Source organism: Paracoccus angustae, assembly GCF_042648745.1.
In the GTDB taxonomy this organism is placed as follows: Bacteria; Pseudomonadota; Alphaproteobacteria; order Rhodobacterales; family Rhodobacteraceae; genus Paracoccus; species Paracoccus angustae.
Genome location: NZ_JBHRXY010000005.1, coordinates 71,769 through 91,977 on the forward strand (window position 1 = coordinate 71,769; position 20,209 = coordinate 91,977).

Annotated in this window: 20 protein-coding genes; 12 read left to right on the top strand and 8 right to left on the bottom strand. The window is 61.7% G+C overall.

Annotated elements, in window-relative coordinates:
• Nucleotides 1–55: 55 nt before the first annotated feature.
• The 3 genes from ACFOM8_RS08715 (at nt 56) to ACFOM8_RS08725 (ending at nt 1,969) form a co-directional block, all read left to right on the top strand.
• Nucleotides 56–265 carry a heavy-metal-associated domain-containing protein gene (locus ACFOM8_RS08715; protein ID WP_080620516.1) on the top strand — a complete coding sequence of 70 codons (210 nt, stop codon included), beginning with the start codon at nt 56–58 and terminating at the stop codon, nt 263–265.
• Between the two features lie 279 nt (nt 266–544).
• The gene (locus ACFOM8_RS08720) at nt 545–1,579 is read left to right on the top strand and encodes a cation diffusion facilitator family transporter (RefSeq protein ID WP_080620517.1); all 1,035 of its coding nucleotides are present in this window, start codon (nt 545–547) and stop codon (nt 1,577–1,579) included.
• A 45-nt stretch (nt 1,580–1,624) separates the two neighbouring features.
• Nucleotides 1,625–1,969, top strand: coding sequence for an ArsR/SmtB family transcription factor (locus ACFOM8_RS08725; RefSeq protein ID WP_080620518.1), 345 nt, complete (start codon nt 1,625–1,627; stop codon nt 1,967–1,969).
• A gap of 24 nt (nt 1,970–1,993) precedes the next feature.
• Here ACFOM8_RS08725 and ACFOM8_RS08730 read toward each other — a convergent pair whose 3' ends face one another.
• From ACFOM8_RS08730 to ACFOM8_RS08745, 4 genes are all read right to left on the bottom strand, one after another.
• Complete coding sequence (locus ACFOM8_RS08730) at nt 1,994–4,390, bottom strand: heavy metal translocating P-type ATPase (RefSeq protein ID WP_089389385.1); 2,397 nt, start codon at nt 4,388–4,390, stop codon at nt 1,994–1,996.
• 65 nt (nt 4,391–4,455) lie between these two features.
• The gene (locus tag ACFOM8_RS08735; protein WP_080620520.1) at nt 4,456–4,959 is read right to left on the bottom strand and encodes a DUF305 domain-containing protein; all 504 of its coding nucleotides are present in this window, start codon (nt 4,957–4,959) and stop codon (nt 4,456–4,458) included.
• Between the two features lie 21 nt (nt 4,960–4,980).
• The gene (locus tag ACFOM8_RS08740; RefSeq protein ID WP_425274171.1) at nt 4,981–5,697 is read right to left on the bottom strand and encodes a MauE/DoxX family redox-associated membrane protein; all 717 of its coding nucleotides are present in this window, start codon (nt 5,695–5,697) and stop codon (nt 4,981–4,983) included.
• 62 nt (nt 5,698–5,759) lie between these two features.
• Nucleotides 5,760–6,035, bottom strand: coding sequence for a metal-sensitive transcriptional regulator (locus tag ACFOM8_RS08745; protein ID WP_064790834.1), 276 nt, complete (start codon nt 6,033–6,035; stop codon nt 5,760–5,762).
• A 116-nt stretch (nt 6,036–6,151) separates the two neighbouring features.
• Between ACFOM8_RS08745 and ACFOM8_RS08750 the strand changes: the two genes are divergently transcribed.
• Entirely contained in the window at nt 6,152–7,336 is a 1,185-nt protein-coding gene (locus ACFOM8_RS08750) for an MFS transporter (protein WP_080622749.1), read from the top strand.
• Nucleotides 7,337–7,426: 90 nt separating this feature from the next.
• Here the strand turns inward: ACFOM8_RS08750 and cueR are convergent, their stop codons facing one another.
• Complete coding sequence (gene cueR / locus ACFOM8_RS08755; RefSeq protein WP_080620522.1) at nt 7,427–7,876, bottom strand: Cu(I)-responsive transcriptional regulator; 450 nt, start codon at nt 7,874–7,876, stop codon at nt 7,427–7,429.
• A gap of 61 nt (nt 7,877–7,937) precedes the next feature.
• Nucleotides 7,938–10,667, bottom strand: coding sequence for a heavy metal translocating P-type ATPase (locus ACFOM8_RS08760; RefSeq protein ID WP_226341156.1), 2,730 nt, complete (start codon nt 10,665–10,667; stop codon nt 7,938–7,940).
• 164 nt (nt 10,668–10,831) lie between these two features.
• On the opposite strand from ACFOM8_RS08760, the gene ACFOM8_RS08765 reads away from it, so the two are divergent.
• The 4 genes from ACFOM8_RS08765 (at nt 10,832) to ACFOM8_RS08780 (ending at nt 13,431) form a co-directional block, all read left to right on the top strand.
• A complete protein-coding gene (locus ACFOM8_RS08765) occupies nt 10,832–11,026 on the top strand; it encodes a heavy-metal-associated domain-containing protein (RefSeq protein WP_080620523.1) in 195 nt (64 codons plus the stop codon).
• 14 nt (nt 11,027–11,040) lie between these two features.
• Nucleotides 11,041–11,433 (top strand): CopM family metallochaperone, encoded by a 393-nt coding sequence (gene copM, locus ACFOM8_RS08770; protein WP_080620524.1) that lies wholly within the window; start codon nt 11,041–11,043, stop codon nt 11,431–11,433.
• A 120-nt stretch (nt 11,434–11,553) separates the two neighbouring features.
• The gene (locus ACFOM8_RS08775) at nt 11,554–11,943 is read left to right on the top strand and encodes a hypothetical protein (protein WP_127898013.1); all 390 of its coding nucleotides are present in this window, start codon (nt 11,554–11,556) and stop codon (nt 11,941–11,943) included.
• 36 nt (nt 11,944–11,979) lie between these two features.
• Nucleotides 11,980–13,431: a multicopper oxidase family protein gene (locus ACFOM8_RS08780; protein ID WP_080620525.1), complete on the top strand. Its 1,452-nt coding sequence runs from the start codon at nt 11,980–11,982 to the stop codon at nt 13,429–13,431.
• A gap of 72 nt (nt 13,432–13,503) precedes the next feature.
• Here the strand turns inward: ACFOM8_RS08780 and ACFOM8_RS08785 are convergent, their stop codons facing one another.
• Both ACFOM8_RS08785 and ACFOM8_RS08790 read right to left on the bottom strand, forming a co-directional pair.
• Nucleotides 13,504–14,520 (bottom strand): 2Fe-2S iron-sulfur cluster-binding protein, encoded by a 1,017-nt coding sequence (locus ACFOM8_RS08785; RefSeq protein ID WP_080622751.1) that lies wholly within the window; start codon nt 14,518–14,520, stop codon nt 13,504–13,506.
• Complete coding sequence (locus ACFOM8_RS08790) at nt 14,520–14,786, bottom strand: glutaredoxin family protein (protein ID WP_080620526.1); 267 nt, start codon at nt 14,784–14,786, stop codon at nt 14,520–14,522. Before ACFOM8_RS08790 ends, ACFOM8_RS08785 begins: the two co-directional genes overlap by 1 nt.
• Nucleotides 14,787–15,128: 342 nt before the next feature.
• On the opposite strand from ACFOM8_RS08790, the gene ACFOM8_RS08795 reads away from it, so the two are divergent.
• From ACFOM8_RS08795 to ACFOM8_RS08810, 4 genes are all read left to right on the top strand, one after another.
• Nucleotides 15,129–15,521 carry an ArsR/SmtB family transcription factor gene (locus ACFOM8_RS08795; protein WP_080620527.1) on the top strand — a complete coding sequence of 131 codons (393 nt, stop codon included), beginning with the start codon at nt 15,129–15,131 and terminating at the stop codon, nt 15,519–15,521.
• 127 nt (nt 15,522–15,648) lie between these two features.
• On the top strand, nt 15,649–18,300 hold the full coding sequence (locus ACFOM8_RS08800; protein ID WP_080620528.1) for a heavy metal translocating P-type ATPase: 2,652 nt from the start codon (nt 15,649–15,651) through the stop codon (nt 18,298–18,300).
• Nucleotides 18,301–18,437: 137 nt separating this feature from the next.
• On the top strand, nt 18,438–18,848 hold the full coding sequence (locus ACFOM8_RS08805) for a MerR family transcriptional regulator (protein ID WP_080620529.1): 411 nt from the start codon (nt 18,438–18,440) through the stop codon (nt 18,846–18,848).
• A 25-nt stretch (nt 18,849–18,873) separates the two neighbouring features.
• Nucleotides 18,874–20,148 (top strand): FAD-dependent oxidoreductase, encoded by a 1,275-nt coding sequence (locus ACFOM8_RS08810; protein ID WP_240542510.1) that lies wholly within the window; start codon nt 18,874–18,876, stop codon nt 20,146–20,148.
• The last annotated feature ends 61 nt before the right edge of the window (nt 20,149–20,209 follow it).

The following is a 20,209-nucleotide window of genomic DNA, read 5'->3' on the forward strand; positions in this document are numbered from 1 at the left end:
CCTTCCAACGGTGGAAAGCCCCATTTTCCAGAGGACTCAAATCAAGGAGCCCTCCATGTATCTCTTCACCGTTCCCAACATGACATGCGGCGGTTGCGCCAAGTCGGTAACCAAGGCGCTGCAAATCGTCGATGCCGCCGCGAAGATCGAGACTGATCCGCCCAAGCGTGAGGTCCGTGTTGAATCATCCGCGACCGAGGCGGACCTGCGTGCCGTTCTCACCGAGGCGGGCTATCCGGCCGAAGGCGCCCCGGCAGCCGCCTGATGCTACCTCCTGCCCACTGATCATGAGCGTCAAGCTGCTCCCGTAGGTGTCCCCCGGTTCATTGCAGTGTCAAAATGGGCAGTCCTCGGGCTGCCCATTTTGATTTCTAGGATCAGCCAGATCTTCAACGTCGAAGGCGTCGGCATTGCCCTGTGCGCCGTCACGACCCGTCGGTCCTAGAGGCTTCGGGCAGATGGCAAAAAAATTCGCACGGCTGGTTGACAAGCATACACTTGAACAACTATTCAAGTGTTGACTTGATGCAACCGGAAACGAGCAATGGCAAACTCATCACACTCCCACAGCGACCATGACGGTCACGACCACTCCAAGCACGACCATAACCACGGCGGCGGCCACGATCATGGTCACGATCACGATCATGACCACTCGCATGTCCCGACAGTCACGAAGGACAACGAGCGCAAAATCCTCATTTCCTTTTTCATCATCTTCACCTTCATGATCGTGGAGGCCGTCGGCGGCGTGATCTCGGGCTCGCTCGCGCTGCTTGCCGATGCCGGCCACATGCTGACCGACGCAATCGCGCTCGGCCTCGCCTATGTCGCCTTCCGCCTCGGTCGGCGGGCCGCGGACGGCCAGCGCACCTTCGGCTATGCCCGCTTCGAGGTGATCGCCGGCCTGGTCAACGCTCTTACGTTGTTCGGCATCGTCGGCTTTATCGTCTATGAGGCTATCGAACGGTTCCAGGAGCCCCAGCCGGTCCTCGCTGGTTCGATGTTCGTCGTAGCCATCATCGGCATGCTCGTGAACCTCTTCGTGCTTTGGTATCTGACGCGCGGAGATTCCGAACACGTCAACGTCAAGGGCGCTGTCCTGCACGTCATGGGCGACCTGCTCGGCTCGGTGGGTGCGATCGTCGCCGCTGTCGTCATCTGGTATACGGGTTGGACTCCTATCGACCCCATCCTGTCGGTATTCGTGTCTCTGCTGATCCTGCGCAGTGCATGGAGCCTGCTCAAGAACACTCTGCATATCCTGCTCGAAGGCGCACCTGACAACGCCGGCGCCGACAAGATCTCCGAGCATCTTCTCAAGACTGTTCCTGGTATCCAGAGCGTCAACCATATCCATGTCTGGTCGCTGACCTCCGGTCGTGTGCTGGCGACGCTTCAGGTGCAGCCGATGGAAGGCGTCGATGTTCGCAGCGTCATGAAACAGGTCGAGGCCGAACTGAAAACGAAGTTCAAAATCGAACACCCGACGATCGGCATCGACTGGGACGGAGTAGCCAGTTGCACCTTGGAGGAGCCGAACACCGCGGCGCTATCCCATGCGGGTCATTCGCACTGATCGGTCGCGCCTGATGGTTCACTCAGTTGATCGGGAAGGTTCGACATGAATATCGCAGAAGCCCCTTCGTCCCAAGAGTTGAACTTTCTCGCTGAAACCTTCCGCCTGCTGGGTGATCCCAGCAGGCTGAAGATTCTCCTGCACTGCGAAGACGGTCCGAAATCCGTGACCGATATTTCCGAGGCGCTGGAGCTTTCGCAGTCGCTCGTCAGCCATCACCTGCGTCTTCTTCGTGGCGCGCGCCTGGTGACCCGTGTTCGCCACTCGAAGCAAATGTTCTACGAGGTCACCGACAGGCATGTCGGTGACGTTCTGCTCGACATGCTCTCGCATGCGCGTGAGGAAAGGGAAGGCGACCCAAAACGCGACATCATCGGTCCTCGTTCTTGAGCAGCCCTTCGCTGGCCTGTGACACTAAATGTCGATCTTGGTAGTTCTCAATCGCAAAGCGTTGGCAATGACGCTGACCGAAGAGAGCGCCATGGCCAGTGCGGCAAGCGCCGGTGACAACAGCAGCCCCATCACGGGATACAGTAACCCGGCCGCCACCGGCACGCCTGCCGAGTTGTAGAAGAATGCGAAGAACAGGTTCTGCCGGATATTGCGCATTGTCGCTCCCGACAGGCGACGCGCCTTCACGATCCCCAATAGGTCACCGCCTAGCAGCGTGACTCCCGCGGATTCCATGGCGACATCCGTTCCTCCGCCCATCGCTATGCCGACATCGGCAGCCGCAAGCGCTGGGGCGTCATTCACCCCATCGCCCGCCATGGCGACGATACGGCCTTCCTTGCGAAGACGTGTAACAACCTCGCTCTTGCGTTCTGGAAGCACCTCGGCCTCCACATCGGCGATGCCCAGCTCTTTTGCCACCGCCTGAGCCGTGAGCTTATTGTCACCAGTCATCATGACCACGCGGATGCCGTCCTTTCGGAGGGCTTCCAGCGCTGCCGGCGTAGTGGATCGTATGGGATCGGCCACGCCGATGGCGCCGACGGGCCGGCCGTCGATGGCGACCAAGACGGCGGTGGCCCCGCGTGAGCGAATGACGTCCGCCTCGATCGCCGCTGCGCCCGGCTGAACGCCTTCCAGCTCCAAAAACTTGGCGCTACCGATCAGCACGCGCTGACCGGCGACGGTTCCCAAGACTCCCCGACCGACAGGAGAGTCGACGTCCGAGGGTTCCGACAGTGCGAGCTGCTTCTCCACCGCGGCACGGACAATAGCCTGTGCAATCGGATGTTCGCTCGCACGTTCAAGGCTCGCCGCGGCTTGAAGAAGTTCCGTCTCGCTCCGCCCATCGACCGGAACGATGGCCGTGACGGCCGGTTTCCCCTCCGTAAGCGTGCCGGTCTTGTCGACCACGAGGGTATCGATCTTCTCCAGCCTTTCGAGCGCCTCGGCGTTCTTGATCAGCAATCCGAGATTGGCGCCTTTGCCGACGCCAACCATGATCGACATCGGCGTTGCAAGGCCAAGGGCGCATGGGCAGGCGATGATGAGAACAGAAACAGCCGCAATCAGGCCGTAACTCAACCGGGGTTCCGGGCCAAAAAGGGTCCAGGCCACAAAAGCGATCAAGGCGATAACGATGACCAGTGGAACGAACCAGCCGGACACCTGGTCTGCTAAGCGCTGGATCGGGGCGCGGGACCGCTGCGCCTGCGCCACCATCTGGACGATCTGCGAAAGCATGGTATCGCGACCAATGCGAGCCGCATCCATGACCAGAGCGCCAGATTGATTGATGGTCCCTGCGATGAGCTTTGCACCCGGCTCTTTCGTGACCGGCATCGATTCGCCGGTAATCATCGATTCATCGACGGCCGAACGCCCCTCCAGCACCGTCCCGTCCACCGGAACTTTCTCGCCCATGCGAACACGAAGCTTGTCGCCGACGGCAATATGCTCGACCGCCACCTCCTCGTCGGTGCCATCTGGCCGGATACGTCGGGCTGTCTTCGGAGCCAGGTCAAGAAGCGCGCGTATCGCGCCCGAGGTCTGTTCGCGCGCGCGTAGCTCCAGCACTTGGCCGAGCAGCGCCAGCACCGTGATCACCGCGGCCGCCTCGAAGTAAACCGCAACGGTGTCTCCCATCATCCGCGCCGTTTCCGGGAACAGGTCGGGGGCGAGCGTTGCCACCACGGAGTAAATCCAGGCAACGCCTACGCCCATCGCGATGAGCGTGAACATATTGAGCGATCGGTTCACCACGGACGCCCAGCCGCGCTGAAAGAACGGCCAGCCTGCCCACAGCACCACCGGCGTCGCCAGTATGAGTTGCAGCCAGTTGTTGATCTGGCCAGGAATGTAACGATGCAGGCCGAAAAGTTCGCTGCCCATCCCAAGGAAGACCACCGGAACAGAAAGGGCGGCACCCACCCAGAACCGTCGAGTCATGTTGACCAGTTCCGCACTGGGTCCGGTTTCGGCCGTCGGCATTTCGGGTTCCAGCGCCATCCCGCAGATCGGGCATGATCCTGGACCGACCTGACGGATCTGGGGGTGCATCGGACAGGTAAAGATCGTGCCCTCCGGCACTACCGCTGCCTGGGTCGGTTCCGATGGTCCAACATATTTGCCCGGATCGGCCATGAACTTGGTCTGGCAGTTCTCGGAGCAGAAATAATACGTCGCGCCCTGGTATTGGGCTCGGTGCTTAGCCGTTGTGGGGTCCACGGACATCCCACAAACGGGGTCCTTCACAGTATCGCTTGCCTCCGCAGTCGCGGTGTGATGGCCCGATCCGCCACCGTGCCCCTTGTTATGGGCATGGGCGGCGCCTTGATGATGGTTATGGTCGTGAACCATAGTAAGCCTCCGCTTCCCTTATCTCCCCGCATGCAGGTTGCCACCGCATGCGAACCAAGCCCCGACTAATCGTTCAGCCGGCCAGCAATCGCCTGCATTTGCTCGATCTCGCGACGCTGGGCGACCTCAATCTCTTCACACAACGCCAGAAGCTCGGCGTCCGACAGGTTGGCCTCTCTGCACATCAAGATGGCTCCCGAGTGATGCGGAATCATCGAGTCGATAAACTGGCGGTCATCGATCATGGCTTGGGATCGAGTCGCCCAAAATGATCCCAGGGTAAGGACGACAAAAAGCACATAGAGGACAATATTCACGCTGCGGTTCGGAAACATGCCCGGCATCGTCGCCAGCATGAAGATGCCCATCGGCGCCCACATGGTTATCGCCATGTAAAGCATGTTCAGATTGTTCCGGAAGTCGCCCCAGCCGTCGATCATCGAAAACATCACGACATACATCACGATGAGGCCGAGGATCATGTTGATCCAGAACATCAGATAGGGACGGCCATGGGAGCCGTGGCTATTCCCCGAATGCCCGCCATGAGCCGTGTGGTCGCTCGCCATTTGATCGTCCTTTCGCGGTTGTCAGTGTCCAATGCCCATCGGCTTGAAGATCATCCAGACCGCCATGCCGATCATCATGAGGTTCTCGGTGAGCGACACGAAGCCGAGCGGCACGTTGCTGTCGCCACCGACGCAGGCGCATTTCAGCTCGCGCCTGTCGATATAGACCGCCTTGAACACCGAGACCGCGCCGATGCCGCCGATGAACAGCGCGACGGGGATCGACACCCACATCAGGGCACCGGAGATCATCAGGACGCCGGCGAGCGCCTCCGCGAAGGGATAGATGTAGGCATATCGGACCCATCGCTGCGCCAGAAGGTCGTAGTTCAGGAACATGGTCGCGAAGCCTTCCACGTCCTTCAGTTTCTGAAGGGCAAGAAGGCACATCGCGATGGCGATGAGCCATTCGGCGGCTTGGACCGTCGCGAGGTTCCCGAACGCCGCCCAACTCGCGGCCAAAGCCATTAGGGCAGCCATCGCGAACAGCGCGATCACCGGCTTGTAGGTAACGGCATCCTTGTCCTCGACCTTGCCGCCGAAGAACCGGACGAGATCATCGTAACCGCCGATCCGCTTGCCGCCTATGAAGGTCTGCGGCGTCGATTGAACATCATGCTTTGCCTTGAAGGCGTCCGTCTCCGCGCGGGTCGTCAGATGGTGATCGTCGACCTCGTAGCCTTCCCGCTTGAGCAGATCGAGCGCTTTCAACCCGTAGGGGCAGGTATGGTTTTCCATCACCATTCTATGAAGTTCGGCGCGTTTGGCTGCATGGGTCGCCATAGTCTGATCCCTTCGATCTAAAGTTTCGCTTTCGCGAACACCTCCACCAGTTCATTGAACTTGGCGCGCTGAAGGTCTGCATCGCCCGATGCGATCGCCTCCTCGACGCAGCAGGCGGCATGCGATCGCAACACCTGGTTCTCCACCTTGGAGAGCGCGGCTTTAACCGCGTGGATCTGGTTGAGAATGTCGATGCAGTATCGCTCGTCCTCGACCATCTGGCCGACACCGCGAACCTGCCCGGCGATCCGGTTGAGCGACGCGATGATCTGCTTGGAATTTTTGTTGCACATCCAGCTACCCCTACCCGGTATGGGTATATATACGTTAGAGCAAAAGTTTGGTTCCCGCAAAACCCAAGAGTTTTGCCGGCATGTCAACGTCGAAGCAAATAATCGTGGGAGGTCCAATGGACGATACGGTAACTGTCCGGCGCAACATCACCGTCCTTACTGCCGCGCAGGCGCTCGGAGGATCGAGCGCGCCGATCGTCATGTCGCTCGGCGGCCTGGTCGGCCAGCAGCTTGCCGACAACCCCGCATGGGTGACGCTGCCGGTCAGTCTCTTCGGTCTCGGCCTCGCAATCGGCACGCTGCCCGCCGCCTTCGTCATGCGCGCCTGGGGGCGCCGTGGCGGTTATCTGTTCGGCGCGTTGTTCGGCCTCGCAGCGGGACTCATCGCGGCGTTTGGCATCTTCGTATCGTCGTTCCTACTGTTCTGCGTCGGCTGCTTTACCGCCGGTCTCTACGGTTCCTACGTCCAAAGCTATCGCTTCGCTGCCGCCGATGCTGCCGAAGGCGCTTTGAAGGCACGAGCAATCTCCTGGGTGATGGTCGGTGGGCTGATCGCGGCTGTAATCGGTCCGCAGCTCGTCATCTGGACACGCGATTCCTTCCCCGGCACCCCCTATGTCGGCAGCTTCCTCAGCCAGGCGGCGCTTCCGTTGTTGTCGATCCCGATTCTGTTGATGCTGCGCACGCCGCAATCCGCTTCGCAATCCGCGTCGGAAAGCTCCGGCCGTTCCCTGATCCAGATCCTGATGATGCCCCGCTACATGCTTGCCGTCGCGGCCGGCGTCGTCTCCTACGGCCTCATGGCTTTCGTCATGACGGCCGCACCGATCGCGATGGTCAATACCGGCCATTCGGTCGACAGCGCAGCACTCGGAATCCAGTGGCATCTACTGGCGATGTTCGCGCCGAGCTTCGTCACCGGCCGCCTCATGACACGCTTCGGCAAGGAGCGTGTGACGGCGGCGGGGATGCTGCTCATCGCCGTCTCGGCCATCGTCGCGCTGGCCGGGCTTGAGCTAATCAATTTCTGGGGGTCTCTGGCCATCATGGGCATCGGCTGGAATTTCAGCTTCATCGGAGCGACGGCGATGGTCACAGACTGCCATACGCCGGGCGAGCGCGCCAAGGCGCAGGGCGCAAACGACTTCATGGTCTTCGGCACGACCGCCGCCGTCTCGTTTCTGGCAGGCAGCGTCCTGCACAACTCGGGCTGGGCGGCAATCAACTGGCTATTGTTTCCGCCGGTCGCCTTGATCCTCGTGCCGTTGCTCTGGCAAGCGGCACGCAAACCGCAAGCCTGAAACGCAATGTCCCCGCCATTTTGGCGGGGACGCACCGGGTCAGGTCCTCGCTCTGCGCCCTCGCAGCCGAAAGGCTGCTTGGGCATGCGGTTATTGCAGCGAGCGATTGACCGCGCCGGACCGAGGCCGGATCGAAAGATCTTCATCGTCCTGATCGGTCTCAAGGCGCTGTAGGATCGGGCAATGCGGCCGATGATCCCCTTGGCAGGCGTTCACCAGCATGGTGAGCGTGTGGGCCATGTCCTGCATATCCGCGATCTTCCTCTCCAGCGCGTCGATATGGCCCTGCGCCAAGCGCTTCACTTCTGCGCTCTGTCGCGTCTCGTCGCGCCAGAGGTTGAGCAGGTCGCCGATCTCGGCCACCGAAAAACCGAGGTCGCGCGCGCGGCGGATGAAGCGCAGCATGTGGACATCGGTAGCCGAATAATCGCGGTAGCCGGAGTCCTTCCGATCAGCAGCCGGGATGAGACCTGTCTGCTCGTAGTAGCGGATCATCTTGGCCGAAACGCCCGATGCCTTTGCTGCCTGTCCGATGTTCATGAACAATCTCCCATATGTAAGGACAGCCGACCCTAAATATAGGATCGGCTGTCTGGTTTCATCAGCCCTGGACCTTGAAGGTCTTGAGCCGGAGCGCATTGCCGAGGACGAAGACGCTCGACAGGGCCATGGCGCCGGCGGCAAAGACCGGCGACAAGAGGATGCCGTAGGCCGGATAGAGCGCACCCGCGGCGACCGGGATCAGGGCCGTGTTGTAGGCGAAGGCCCAGAACAGGTTCTGCCGGATATTGCCGATCGTCGCCTTGGACAGCGCGATGGCGTTCGGCACCCCGGTCAGGCTGCCCGACATCAGCACCACGTCCGCCGCCTCGATGGCGATGTCCGTGCCCGTGCCGATGGCGAGACCCACATCCGCCTCGGCCAGCGCCGGAGCGTCGTTGATGCCGTCGCCGACGAAGGCGACCTTGCCATGCTCGGCCTTGAGCCGGCGGATCGAGTCGACCTTGCCGTCCGGCAGCACCTCCGCCACCACCTCGTCGATGCCCAGGCGAGCCGCGATGGCCTTGGCCGTGCGCTTGTTGTCGCCGGTGATCATCGCGACCTTCAGGCCGAGGTCGTGCAGCGCCTTGATCGCCGCCGGCGTCGTCTCCTTGATCGGGTCGGCCACGGCGATGATCGTCGCCAGCTTGCCGTCGATCGCCGCATAGAGCGGCGACTTGCCCTCGTTGCCCAGACGTTCGGCAACCTGGGCGAAGCCCGCCACGTCATGGCCAAGCTCGACCATGTAGCGATCCGCGCCGATCTCGATGCGCTTGCCGTCGACCACGGCCTTCACGCCGAAGCCGGTCACCGACTCGAAGTCCGACACGGCGGGCAGTGCAATGCCTTCCGCCTCGGCCGCATCCACGATGGCGCGGGCAATCGGGTGTTCCGACTTGGCTTCGACGGCTGCGACCAGGCCCAGCACCGTCGTCCGGTCGAAGCCGGCGGCCAGTTCGAGGTCGGTCAGCGCCGGCTTGCCTTCGGTCAGCGTGCCGGTCTTGTCGACGGCCACCACCTTGGCATCCTTCAGCAGTTGCAACGCTTCACCCTTGCGGAACAGCACGCCCAGCTCCGCGCCCCGGCCGGTGCCGACCATGATCGAGGTCGGCGTTGCCAGACCCATGGCGCAGGGGCAGGCGATGATCAGCACGGCGACGGCATTGACCAGCGCGAAGGTCAACGCAGGCGACGGGCCGAAATAGAGCCATGCAGCGAAGGTGAGGGCGGCGACGGCGAAGACCGCCGGCACGAAATACATCGTCACCTTGTCGACCAGCGCCTGGATCGGCAGCTTCGACCCTTGTGCTTCCTCGACCATGCGGATGATCTGCGACAGCACCGTGTTGCCGCCGACCGCCGTGGCCCGGATCGCGAAGGCGCCCTTCTGGTTCACGGTTCCGGCCACGACCTCGCTGCCGCTCGTCTTGGACACCGGGATCGGTTCGCCGGTGATCATCGACTCGTCGACATAGCTTTCGCCCTCGATGACTTCACCATCGACCGGGATACGGTCGCCGGGGCGGACCTCCACGATGTCGCCGGACAGCACCGAATCGATCGGCAGATCGACCGTCTTGCCGTCGCGGCGGACACGCGCGGTCTTGGCCTGAAGTCCGACCAGCCGCTTGATCGCTTCCGAAGTGCGCCCCTTGGCGCGGGCCTCGAGCAACCGGCCGAGCAGGATCAGGGTGACGATAACCGCGGCGGCTTCATAATAGACGTTCACCGTCCCAGCGGGCAGGAAGCCCGGCGCGAAGGTCGCCACCAGCGAATAGAGGTAGGCGGCCAGCGAGCCGACGGCGACCAGCGAGTTCATGTCGGGAGCCAGCCGCCAGAGCGCCGGGAGGCCCTTGTCGTAGAAGCGGATGCCGGGCACGAACAGCACCAGCGTCGTCAGCACGAACTGAAGATACCAACTGTTCTGCATGCCGATGGTCGCGGCGATCATGTCGTGCGCGCCCGGAATGAGGTGCGACCCCATCTCCAGGATGAAGACCGGCGCGGTCAGAACCGCCGCGATGGTGAAATCGCGGGTCAGCTCACGGCGTTCGGCTTCCTTCTTCTCGGCGCGGTCATCGACCTCGGCCTGGCCCGCCCCGGTCGCCGCCGCGATCACCTTGGCCTCGTAGCCCGCGTTCGCGATTGCCGCGACGATGGCCGCAGCATCGGCGGTTCCCTGGACGGTGGCCTTCTCGGTGGCGAGGTTGACGACGGCGTTGGTGACGCCCGGCACGGCCTTGAGCGCCTTTTCGACACGTCCCACGCAGGAGGCGCAGGTCATGCCCTCGATCGCGACCTCAAGCGAAGCCGCCGCCGGCGCGGTGAAACTTGCCGAAACCGCGTAGCCTGCGTCCTCCACGGCCTTCACGACGACCGCTCGGTCCACCGGGCCGCTCGTCGTGATGCTGGCTTTCTCGGTAGCGAGGTTGACCACGGCATTGGCAACGCCGGGGATGGCCTTGAGGGCCTTTTCCACCCGCCCCACACAAGAAGCGCAGGTCATGCCTTCGATCGGCACTTCAAGGAGGGCAGCTTTCGGCGCACTGAAGCTGGCCGGCACTTCATAGCCAGCATTTTCGACCGCCTTGACGAGCGCTATGCGATCAACCGTGTCGTTCGTCGTGATGCTGGCCTTCTCGGTCGCCAGATTGACGACCGCGTTGGCGACGCCGGGGACGGCCTTCAGGGCTCTCTCGACACGGCCGACGCAGGATGCGCAGGTCATGCCCTCGATAGGCAGGGAAATTGCTGCATTCATCTTGTCCGCAGCTCGAACAGGGGCATCCATTGCCGCCTCCTTTCTAAGTCAGAATTCGAGTTCGGACACTGATATGCTCCTTCCAACGATGGGAAGGTCAAGGGTAAAAATTCCTTTTCGTTTCCTCTTGACCTTACCATCGTTGGAAACCCCAACTTGAGGACCATGAGAACCGAACCCAAAGGAGAAAGCTCATGGAACTCAAGATCGAAGGCATGACCTGCGGCGGTTGCGCCAAGTCCGTCACCAAGGCGATCCAGTCGGTCGATCCGACCGCCAAGATCGATACCAACCCCGCCCAGCGGATGGTCAAGGTCGAGACGACCGCAACCCCGGCAGCCCTTCGGCAGGTTCTCGAAGAGGCTGGCTATCCGGCGACCGTGAAGTGAACAGGAGCAAGATCATGCACAAGCTGACCCCGATTTTCATTGGCGGCGCACTCGCCATCAGCGCCGGCCTCGCCATCGCACAAAGCCAACTGAACACGGATACCACCATGCAAGGCCACGACATGCCGGGGCATTCGATGCCGGCCTCCGACAACCCATCCACGCAGGCTTACATCGAAGCCAATAACCGTATGCACGCCGACATGACAGTCGACTTCACCGGCGACGCCGACATCGACTTCATGCGCGGCATGATCCCGCACCACCAGGGCGCGATCGACATGGCGCGGATCGTGCTGCAATACGGCACTGACCCCGAGGTCCGCAAACTCGCCGAGGAGGTGATCTCGGCCCAAGAAGGTGAGATCGCTATGATGCGGGAATGGCTCGCCGCGCGCGGCCAGTGATTTTGATATGTAGGAACCGCCGCGGTGCGTCAGCAATGATGCGCGGCGGCGGTTGCGACATATAAGATTCATCCAGCCAAGGATGCGCGGAATGTTGTCTGACAAGGAGTTTTGACGCCGATGCGTCGTCTGTTCATCGCAGTGCTGATGATCTTCTCCTTCGTCACGGTGGCGTTGGCTGTGCCGGCGCACGGCGCCCGCATGGCCACCGTCTCCCAAACGATCGCCTCAAAACACGAAGCGCCGCATCGCACCGCATACTCCTCTCCCGAGGCATGTCAGGAAGATCGAATCTGTTCCGGAAGCGATGGCTTCTGCTACTTCGTATGCTCTGGCATGGGCTCTTGGTTCGTGTCTGACCAGCCCGGAAATGCGATTCAGCCTACCTCGGCGCGTTGGGCACTACCGGAGACGACGAACCTCGCCGGTCTCAGCCCCGAACGGAATGAACGCCCTCCCAATCCCAGTCTCGCTGAAAACCAGTGGCTGCATAAGCGCACGCCGATCTGAACTCAGAGGGAGCATAGTTCTCCCAGGAGACCGAAAATGACACTTATTTCACGACGCGGCTTTCTTGCCGCAAGCGCTGCCACGTTGTCCACAGCAGCTCTACCGCGCTTTGCCATGGCGCAAAACGCCATATCGCTCAGCGCCGCGACACGGGTGCTGGACGTCAATGGACGCGCCGCCACAGTCTTCGGCTTGGAAGGCCCGAGTGGACAGGGATTGGTTCTCAATCCAGGCCAACGCTTTCGCGCCAGTCTTACCAATCGCCTGGATGTTCCGACCCTCATCCATTGGCATGGCCAGATCCCGCCCAACGAGCAGGATGGCGTCCCGGATCTGCCACAGCCGATGCTGCAACCCGACGAAACGCGCTCCTATGACTACGAGCCGCTCCCCGGCACATACTGGATGCACGCGCACATCCCGCTCCAGGAGATGAACCTGCTCGCCGCGCCGCTGATCGTGCGCAGCGCCGAAGACGTGGCGGCCGACCGCCAGGAAGTCGTGATGTTTCTCCATGACTTCTCGTTCAAGGCGCCCGAAGAGGTCATGCAGGAGATCACCGGCGGGCACGGCGGCGGCCACGATATGAGCGCCATGGGAGGCCACGCCGCCCCCGGCGCCTCGATGGACCATTCAGGCATGCAGATGGATATGTCCTCGATGCAGGGCATGGCCATGGATCTGAATGACTACAATTGGGACGCCTACCTGACCAACGACCGCACCTTGTCCGACCCGGAGATCATCATGGTCGAGAAGGGCGGACGGGTAAAGCTGCGGGTGATCAACGGCGCCTCGGCCACTGTTTTCTGGATCGATACGGGTGGGCTGTCTGCGAGACTCGTGGCAGTCGACGGCCATGCCATCGCGGGCCTCGAAGGCAGTCGTTTCGGTATCGCCATGGGCCAACGCCTCGATCTGGATCTGGAGCTTGCCGGTGAAGGGGCGTGGCCCGTGCTTGCGTCGCGCGAGGGGTCGAAGGAGCGCACGGGGTTGATCCTCGCCACGCCCGGCGCGACCATTGAGAAGATCCCGGCGCTTGGCGAAGCGGATGCGCCTGCGTTCGACATCGACCTGTCGCAAGAGCTGAAGCTGCGCGCCTCGGACGGCCTTCCCTCGCGTGCGCCACAGCGCAGCCACATGGTTATGCTGGGCGGCTCGATGCAGCCCTATGTCTGGACCATCGACGGCAAGGTCTGGGGAGATCACAAGCCCCTCCTTGCAAAGACGGGCGAGCGGGTCGAGATCATGTTTCACAATATGTCGATGATGGGGCATCCGATGCATCTGCACGGCCATGTCTTCCAGGTCGTGGACATCAACGGCAAGCGCTTCGATGGGGCACGGCGCGACACCGTTTATGTTCCTCCGATGGCCATGGTGACCGTCGCGCTCGACGCCGGAGAGGCGGCGCGCTGGATGCTGCACTGCCATCATATGCCGCATCTCCAGACCGGCATGATGACCGAGCTCAGCATATCCGCCTGAAATGAATGAAAAAAGCCTGCGCCGCGATTCCTCGCAGCGCAGGCTCTCGCCTGATTTCATTGAACGAGGCGACTAGCCTTCCTGCCCTTCGGGCGTGAAGAAAACGTCGGCGTGCATGTCCTCGGGTCGCAGCCCGCGCGCAAATGCCATTGCCATCGCCGCATCAACCATCGGGGGCGGGCCTGCGACATAGGCTTTCCACCCGTCGAAGTCCGCGAGATCCTCGGCCACCGCGTCGGTCACGAACCCGTGCCGATGGGGGGCTACCTGTGTATCGGACAAGACAGCCGTAAAGCTGAGATTGTTGTGGCGGTCCGCCAGGGTCTCGAAATGCTCGACGAGATAGAGATCACGCGCGCCGCGTGCGCCGAAGTAGACATGGATCGGCTGCTTCATGCCGTGCGCAAGGGCTGTTTCCACGATCGACTTGATCGGCGCCAGACCGGAACCGCCGGCGATGCACAGGATCGGGCCGGAATGATGCTGGCGCAGATAGGAGGAGCCTAGTGGAAATTCGAGCGTCAGCTTGTCACCGGCCTTCAGTGCCTCATGGACGTGCTGCGAGGTGACGCCGCCCGGAACCTTGCGAATGTGAAATTCGAGGCTGTCGTCGCCGTGACGATTGGCCATGGAGTAGCTGCGCGCGGGCACACCATCGAATCCGACCTGGGCATACTGTCCGGCCGTGAAGAGCAACGGGGAGCCATCCACAGGCGAGATTCGCACCAGTTTGATGTCGTGGGTAAGGTCATCGAGGCCGGACACGATGGCCTCCACCCGTCGAGGAGCCTCAACCGCATCATCGTCATCGCTGCCAAGCCAGGCGACAGCCGCATCGGTCTGCGGCACCGCGCGGCATGCCAGGATCAGGCCGTCGGCCTTCTCTTCCTCGCTGAGGGCGAAGCGAGAATGCTGGAGCAGTTCCACCTCGCCCTCGATCAGACGTGACTTGCACGAGCCGCAGCGGCCGGAACGGCAGCCGTGGGGATAAGGTATGCCTGCGGCAAGTGCTGCGTCGAGGATGGTTTGTCCCTCCTGGACCTCCAGACTGACCCGTGCCTGCCGAATATCAACGAACCTGGTCGTCATCATGCACTCCCGGTCAAACCTAGAGCCTTGACGAGTCCCGGCTTCTGGCTTGGGAAGGTTCCGTAGAAAACTTCCGACCCTACGATTGTAATAGGAGCGACCCTGACACCCGTGCGTGCCTTTGCCTCCTCGGCGATCTTGGGGTCGGTCAGGTCACGCTCCTCATAGGCGAGACCCTGCTGGGCCAGCCAACGCTTGAGTGCATGGCAGTCCGGGCAGGTCGGCGTCGTATAGATGAGGATGTGTGGCGTGTTGGCTTCTGGCATGTCCTTGCCCTTCTTGCTTTAGACGTGGATTGGCTTCCGGCAGACCGTCAAACGGCCTCCCGGAAGAGTGGATTGCCGTCAGCGTGCGGCTTCCAGCGCTTGTAAAGTCAAGGCTGTTCTTGCTCCGGGGTCGAAATTTCCGAAGCGCAGGACGACATCAGCAGATGAAGACTGACGTGGTGCCGGCTACGATCGCTCCGACTCGCTGATCGGGAAGTATCGGGCCTGTTGCGCATTGAGATCGCGCAGCCTTCCGGTAGATTGGACGAGACAAATCGACGTGGCCGACACGTTGCCATCAAACGGGCGTGAACCGCCTCAAGACACAGGTGAAAATCGCTGATGACTGCCGGTAAACCGAAACTACGGGTCGAAAAGCAGGCCGAGGCCGCAACCCCGAGCGCAACAGAGACACGCAGCCACCTCGACCATTCCTCGCTCTCGCAGAACGAGGTGACGATCCTGGCGGAAACCTTCCGGCTTCTCGGCGATCCTTCACGGCTGAAAATCCTCCTGAGCTGCATGCCCGGTCCGATTTCGGTCGGCGAGATCGCGGAGAAAATCGACCTGTCCCTATCCCTGGTCAGCCATCATCTGCGCCTGCTGCGCGGTGCCCGTCTCGTCAAGGGCGAGCGCCAGGCCAAGCAGATCTTTTACGAGATCGCCGACGAGCATGTCCGTCAGGTTCTCCACGACATGGCGACGCACATCTCCGAGGATCACGCCGAGGAGTGATCTGAAACCGCGAAAGCCGATACTATCAACATACGCTTGAATAGTTGTTCAATCGTGGTATTGACTCCTTTCGTGGCCATGCGGGGCCTGCGCACGCGCCCACCGCGTGGTGAGAAAGGAGATCGGAATGACAACGGGACTTTCAGCACCTAGCGGCGGTGAGCGCTTGGGCTTTCGCGTCGAGGGCATGGATTGCGCAAGTTGCGTCGGCAAGATCGAGACTGCACTGAACCGTCTGGGAGGCATCACTGACGTTACCGTCAATTTTGCCACCGAGACGCTGCAGCTTTCCCGCGATACGGCCAGCACAACGACGTCGAACGACATCGCCAGGAAGATCCGCGCGCTCGGCTTCGATGTGACCGAGCTACCGCCCGCCGTCATTCCATCGACGCCCGCCCGGCATTCCGAAGCGCACAGCGGGCATGACCACAGCGGCTGCTCCGGTGAGCATGATCATGGGCACGATCACCACCATGCGCATCATCATGATCACAGCGACTGCGGTGGCCACGATCATGGTCAGCTCGCGCAAACGCCGGTCTCGCGCACAGATCCGACATCTCCGCCCAATGTCTCGATGCGGGTCGAGGGCATGGATTGCGCGAGTTGCGTCGGCAAGATCGAAGTCGCACTTGCAAGAATGCCCGATGTTTCCGACATTCGCGTGAACTTCACGACCGAAATGCTTGAACTCAACTTGGTTCCCGGCTCGGGCACCAAGGTTGCCGACATCGAAAGGACCATCAAGAGCCTCGGCTTCGGGGTATCCAACACACGCGAACTTTCGTCTTCGTCCGACGTCGCCGTGGACGTTGCGCCCGCGCCAGCCATGCGCAATCAACGCTGGTGGCAGACTCGCAAGGGCAAGCACGTCATCGGCCTCGGTCTGCTGATGGGCTCGGCCTACCTCATCGCCCAGTTTATCCCCCTCTATGCAGAGTGGATCTTTGCACTCGCCGTCGTCGCAGGCGTCCTGCCGTTCGCCCGCAAGGCGTTTGCTCTCGCGACGTCAGGGTCGCCATTCTCGATTGAGACACTGATGAGCGTGGCCGCGATCGGCGCCTTGGTGATCGGCGAGGCCGAAGAGGCGGCTGCGGTGGTGTTCCTGTTCGCGGTCGGCGAGTTGCTTGAAAGCGTTGCAGCCGGACGCGCTCGCGCTGGCATAAAGGCCCTTGCGTCGCTGGTGCCAAAGACCGCAATTCTGCTTGATCCCAGCGGCGCTCAGCGCAGCGTCCCGGCGACTTCCTTGCGCGTGAACGACCTTGTTCTTGTGCGGCCCGGCGACCGAGTGCCGGCCGACGGACAGATCGTCCAAGGCACTTCCAGCCTCGACGAATCGCCCATCACCGGAGAATCGGTCCCGCGCGCCAAAGCCAAGGGCGAGAGCATTTATGCTGGGTCCATCAATGTCGATGGCGTTCTCAAGGTTCGCGTCGAAAAGGCCGCTGCCGACAACACGATCTCGCGCATCATCCAGCTCGTCGAGCAGGCTCAGTCCGCCAAGGCTCCTACCGCACGTTTCATCGAGAATTTCAGCCGCTACTATACCCCGGCCGTGATGCTGATCGCTGCGCTGATCGTCATCGTGCCGCCACTGGCGATGGGCGGCGATTGGGACACCTGGATCTATCGCGGCCTCGCGCTCTTGCTGATCGCATGTCCCTGCGCGCTCGTTCTCTCGACGCCTGCGGCGATCGCCTCGGGCCTTGCCGTCGGCACCCGCCGCGGCCTGCTGATCAAGGGCGGCAACGCCCTCGAAACCATCGGCAAGGTGAATGCTATCGCCTTCGACAAGACAGGGACGCTTACTGAGGGCAAGCCGCGCGTCACCGAAACGGTGGCCTTCGGCAAGAACGAGGAGAAGGACGTCATCGCATTGGCGGCAGCGGTCGAGACGGGTTCCAGCCATCCGCTTGCCAAGGCGATCATCAACCGAGCAGAGGCTTCCGGCATAGCGGTCCCTCCGGCGCAGGACGCCTCTGCGACGGCCGGGAAGGCAGTCCATGCCACGGTCGTCGGGCGCCGCCTTGCCGTCGGCTCCCCGAGCCATGCCGCGAACGTGGTAGTGATCGGTAAGCACGAGCAGAGCGCAATCGAAGGGCTCGAAGATCGCGGCAACACCGTTGCCGTCCTCTTTGATGAGGGGACGCGGGAAGCAATCGGCCTGATCGCCTTGCGCGACGAACCGCGGCGAGACGCGCCCGAGGGGATTGCCCGGCTCAAAGCGATGGGCGTTCGTTCCGTGATGCTGACCGGCGACAATCGGCGCACCGCTCAGGCGATCGCCAAGGGTCTTGGTATCGAATGGAGCGCCGAGCTTCTGCCGCAGGACAAGCTCGATCTCGTGAACGAGATGAAACGAACGACCAAGGTGGCTATGGTCGGTGATGGAATCAACGATGCCCCTGCGCTCGCAACCGCCGATGTCGGGATCGCCATGGGCGGCGGAACCGACGTGGCAATCGAGACGGCGGACGCCGCCCTGCTGAAGAGCCGAGTGACGGATGTTGCCCATCTTGTGGCGCTGTCCCGTGCGACAATGGCCAACATCCATCAGAACGTCGTCTTCGCTTTGGCGCTGAAGGGCCTGTTTCTCGTTACCAGCGTCCTAGGGATCACCGGCCTCTGGATCGCAGTCCTCGCCGATACCGGCGCCACCGCGATCGTGACGCTGAATGCGCTCCGGCTCTTGCGCTTCAAGGGGGCGAAGTCGAACGACGACGAACGTGACGACGGCACGTCTTCACGCCCCCTGATACCAGCCGAGAGCTACTGATCCCTCCCGTCGAAGAAGCCGTCCGTCAAACTTGACGGGCGGCTTTGCCCGGCCGGAACCAATCGTAGCAACGGCGAACATCGCGCTCGGAAAACCCATTCATGAACTGGCACCACCCTTCAGAAAGGACAACAGCCATGGACCTGGGCATCGGCAAACTCTCCCAGATCACGGGGGTCAAGATTCCAACGATCCGCTATTACGAGCAGATCGGTCTCTTGCCCGAGGGCTTGCGAAACAAGGGCAATCAGAGACGCTACGATCATGATGCGGTCAAACGATTACTGTTCATTCGCCGGGCGCGGGATCTCGGGTTTGACATCGATGCGATCAGGGATCTGCTTCATCTAGCCGACGTCTCGGCCTCGCGTTCGCCCGAGGCACTCCGTATCGCAAAACAGCAGCTCGCTTCCGTCGAGGAGAAGATCGCTCAACTGGAAGACCTTGAAAAGGTGATCAAGCGGGTCGCCGAAGGCGAGAGCGATGGGGACGACGCGCCCTATTGCTGCAGCACGGCGACAGATCATGCGGATAAGCCCCTCCACTAGCCTCGAAACGACAGGAGGTATGGAGTTGAGATACCTTTATTCCAATCTGGAAAGGAGCCAGAGCTGCGTCGTCGTGGGGGCGGGACCGGCCGGCCTGATGCTCGGACTCCTTCTGGCCCGATCCGGGGTCGACGTAACGGTCATCGAGAAGCACCAGGACTTCCTGCGCGATTTTCGTGGAGATACCATCCATCCTTCGACACTCGAAGCAATGCACGAGCTTGGCTATCTCGACGAACTTCTCACGCTTCCCCATCAGAAAGCCTATCAGCTCCACGCTGAGATCGAAGGACGCAAGGTCACGATCGCAGACTTCTCCAAACTGCCGACGCGCGCCAAGTTCATCGCGTTCATGCCCCAATGGGATTTCCTGAATTTTCTGGCACGGAAGGCAGCGGGATTTCCGCGCTTCCGCTTGCTGATGTCGACCGAGATAACGTCGCTCCGTTGGGAAGCAGGTCGAGTTGTCGGCGTGAATGCTCGCCAGAGCGACCGCAATCTGGTTCTTGATGCCGATCTCGTAATCGGTGCCGACGGACGCAATTCCGCCACCCGCAAGGCTGCGGGACTTGAGTTTCAGAGCTTTGGCACGGCCACAGATATTCTATGGATGAAGGTCTCGAAAAAGGCCGGCGATCCCCAGCAAGCGATGAGCCATGCCGGCCCGCGACAGGGGCTGGTTCTGATCGACCGAGGCGACTACTGGCAGTGCGGCTACGTCATCACCAAGGGGACCGTCGACGCGCTGAAGGACGGCGGAATTGGTGCGCTTCGCGCAAGGATCGCTGAGGTCGCACCTTTGCCTGCGGACCGCTTCAAGGAGATCCGCTCTTGGGATGACGTGCATCTGCTGAGCGTTCGGATCGACCGCCTGAAGACGTGGTGGAAACCCGGCCTGTTGTTTATCGGGGATGCCGCACACGCCATGTCGCTGATTGGCGGCGTTGGTGTGAACCTCGCTATTCAGGACGCTATAGCGACGGCCAACCTACTGGCTGAAGCCTTGCGCGAAGGACGAATGAAAACGCGCTTGCTGGAGGCCGTGCAGCGCCGACGCGCCTTTCCAACCAGAGCGACCCAAAAACTACAACTGATGATGCGCAGCCGAAAGCGTGCGGGTGAGGCAGACAGCGCACGAAGTCCGAAGCCTCCTCTCTTCATGCGCCTGATTGCCCGGTCGCCACTGTTGCCCCGGCTGACCGGCCGCCTCATCGGACTTGGCTTTCGTCCCGAGCATGTTCGCACACAGCTAGTCGATTGGTCCTGTTCGCTCAGGAAGTCTGCGGCTCCGCCCCGATAAAACTATGGAGCAGGTGCTTGACCTAGGCACCTTGGCCGATGTCACCTTCACCGTAGAGACT

What these genes read in the sequence shown, in the direction of transcription:
- ACFOM8_RS08780 (WP_080620525.1), top strand. Translation starts at nt 11,980, where the DNA reads ATGACACTTATTTCACGACGCGGCTTTCTTGCCGCAAGCGCTGCCACG.
- cueR (WP_080620522.1), bottom strand. Translation starts at nt 7,876, where the DNA reads ATGAACATCGGACAGGCAGCAAAGGCATCGGGCGTTTCGGCCAAGATG.
- ACFOM8_RS08735 (WP_080620520.1), bottom strand. Translation starts at nt 4,959, where the DNA reads ATGGCGAGCGACCACACGGCTCATGGCGGGCATTCGGGGAATAGCCAC.
- ACFOM8_RS08790 (WP_080620526.1), bottom strand. Translation starts at nt 14,786, where the DNA reads ATGCCAGAAGCCAACACGCCACACATCCTCATCTATACGACGCCGACC.
- ACFOM8_RS08725 (WP_080620518.1), top strand. Translation starts at nt 1,625, where the DNA reads ATGAATATCGCAGAAGCCCCTTCGTCCCAAGAGTTGAACTTTCTCGCT.
- copM (WP_080620524.1), top strand. Translation starts at nt 11,041, where the DNA reads ATGCACAAGCTGACCCCGATTTTCATTGGCGGCGCACTCGCCATCAGC.
- ACFOM8_RS08745 (WP_064790834.1), bottom strand. Translation starts at nt 6,035, where the DNA reads ATGTGCAACAAAAATTCCAAGCAGATCATCGCGTCGCTCAACCGGATC.
- ACFOM8_RS08730 (WP_089389385.1), bottom strand. Translation starts at nt 4,390, where the DNA reads ATGGTTCACGACCATAACCATCATCAAGGCGCCGCCCATGCCCATAAC.
- ACFOM8_RS08805 (WP_080620529.1), top strand. Translation starts at nt 18,438, where the DNA reads ATGGACCTGGGCATCGGCAAACTCTCCCAGATCACGGGGGTCAAGATT.
- ACFOM8_RS08750 (WP_080622749.1), top strand. Translation starts at nt 6,152, where the DNA reads ATGGACGATACGGTAACTGTCCGGCGCAACATCACCGTCCTTACTGCC.
- ACFOM8_RS08795 (WP_080620527.1), top strand. Translation starts at nt 15,129, where the DNA reads ATGACTGCCGGTAAACCGAAACTACGGGTCGAAAAGCAGGCCGAGGCC.
- ACFOM8_RS08720 (WP_080620517.1), top strand. Translation starts at nt 545, where the DNA reads ATGGCAAACTCATCACACTCCCACAGCGACCATGACGGTCACGACCAC.
- ACFOM8_RS08785 (WP_080622751.1), bottom strand. Translation starts at nt 14,520, where the DNA reads ATGACGACCAGGTTCGTTGATATTCGGCAGGCACGGGTCAGTCTGGAG.
- ACFOM8_RS08740 (WP_425274171.1), bottom strand. Translation starts at nt 5,697, where the DNA reads ATGGAAAACCATACCTGCCCCTACGGGTTGAAAGCGCTCGATCTGCTC.
- ACFOM8_RS08800 (WP_080620528.1), top strand. Translation starts at nt 15,649, where the DNA reads ATGACAACGGGACTTTCAGCACCTAGCGGCGGTGAGCGCTTGGGCTTT.
- ACFOM8_RS08715 (WP_080620516.1), top strand. Translation starts at nt 56, where the DNA reads ATGTATCTCTTCACCGTTCCCAACATGACATGCGGCGGTTGCGCCAAG.
- ACFOM8_RS08760 (WP_226341156.1), bottom strand. Translation starts at nt 10,667, where the DNA reads ATGGATGCCCCTGTTCGAGCTGCGGACAAGATGAATGCAGCAATTTCC.
- ACFOM8_RS08775 (WP_127898013.1), top strand. Translation starts at nt 11,554, where the DNA reads ATGCGTCGTCTGTTCATCGCAGTGCTGATGATCTTCTCCTTCGTCACG.
- ACFOM8_RS08765 (WP_080620523.1), top strand. Translation starts at nt 10,832, where the DNA reads ATGGAACTCAAGATCGAAGGCATGACCTGCGGCGGTTGCGCCAAGTCC.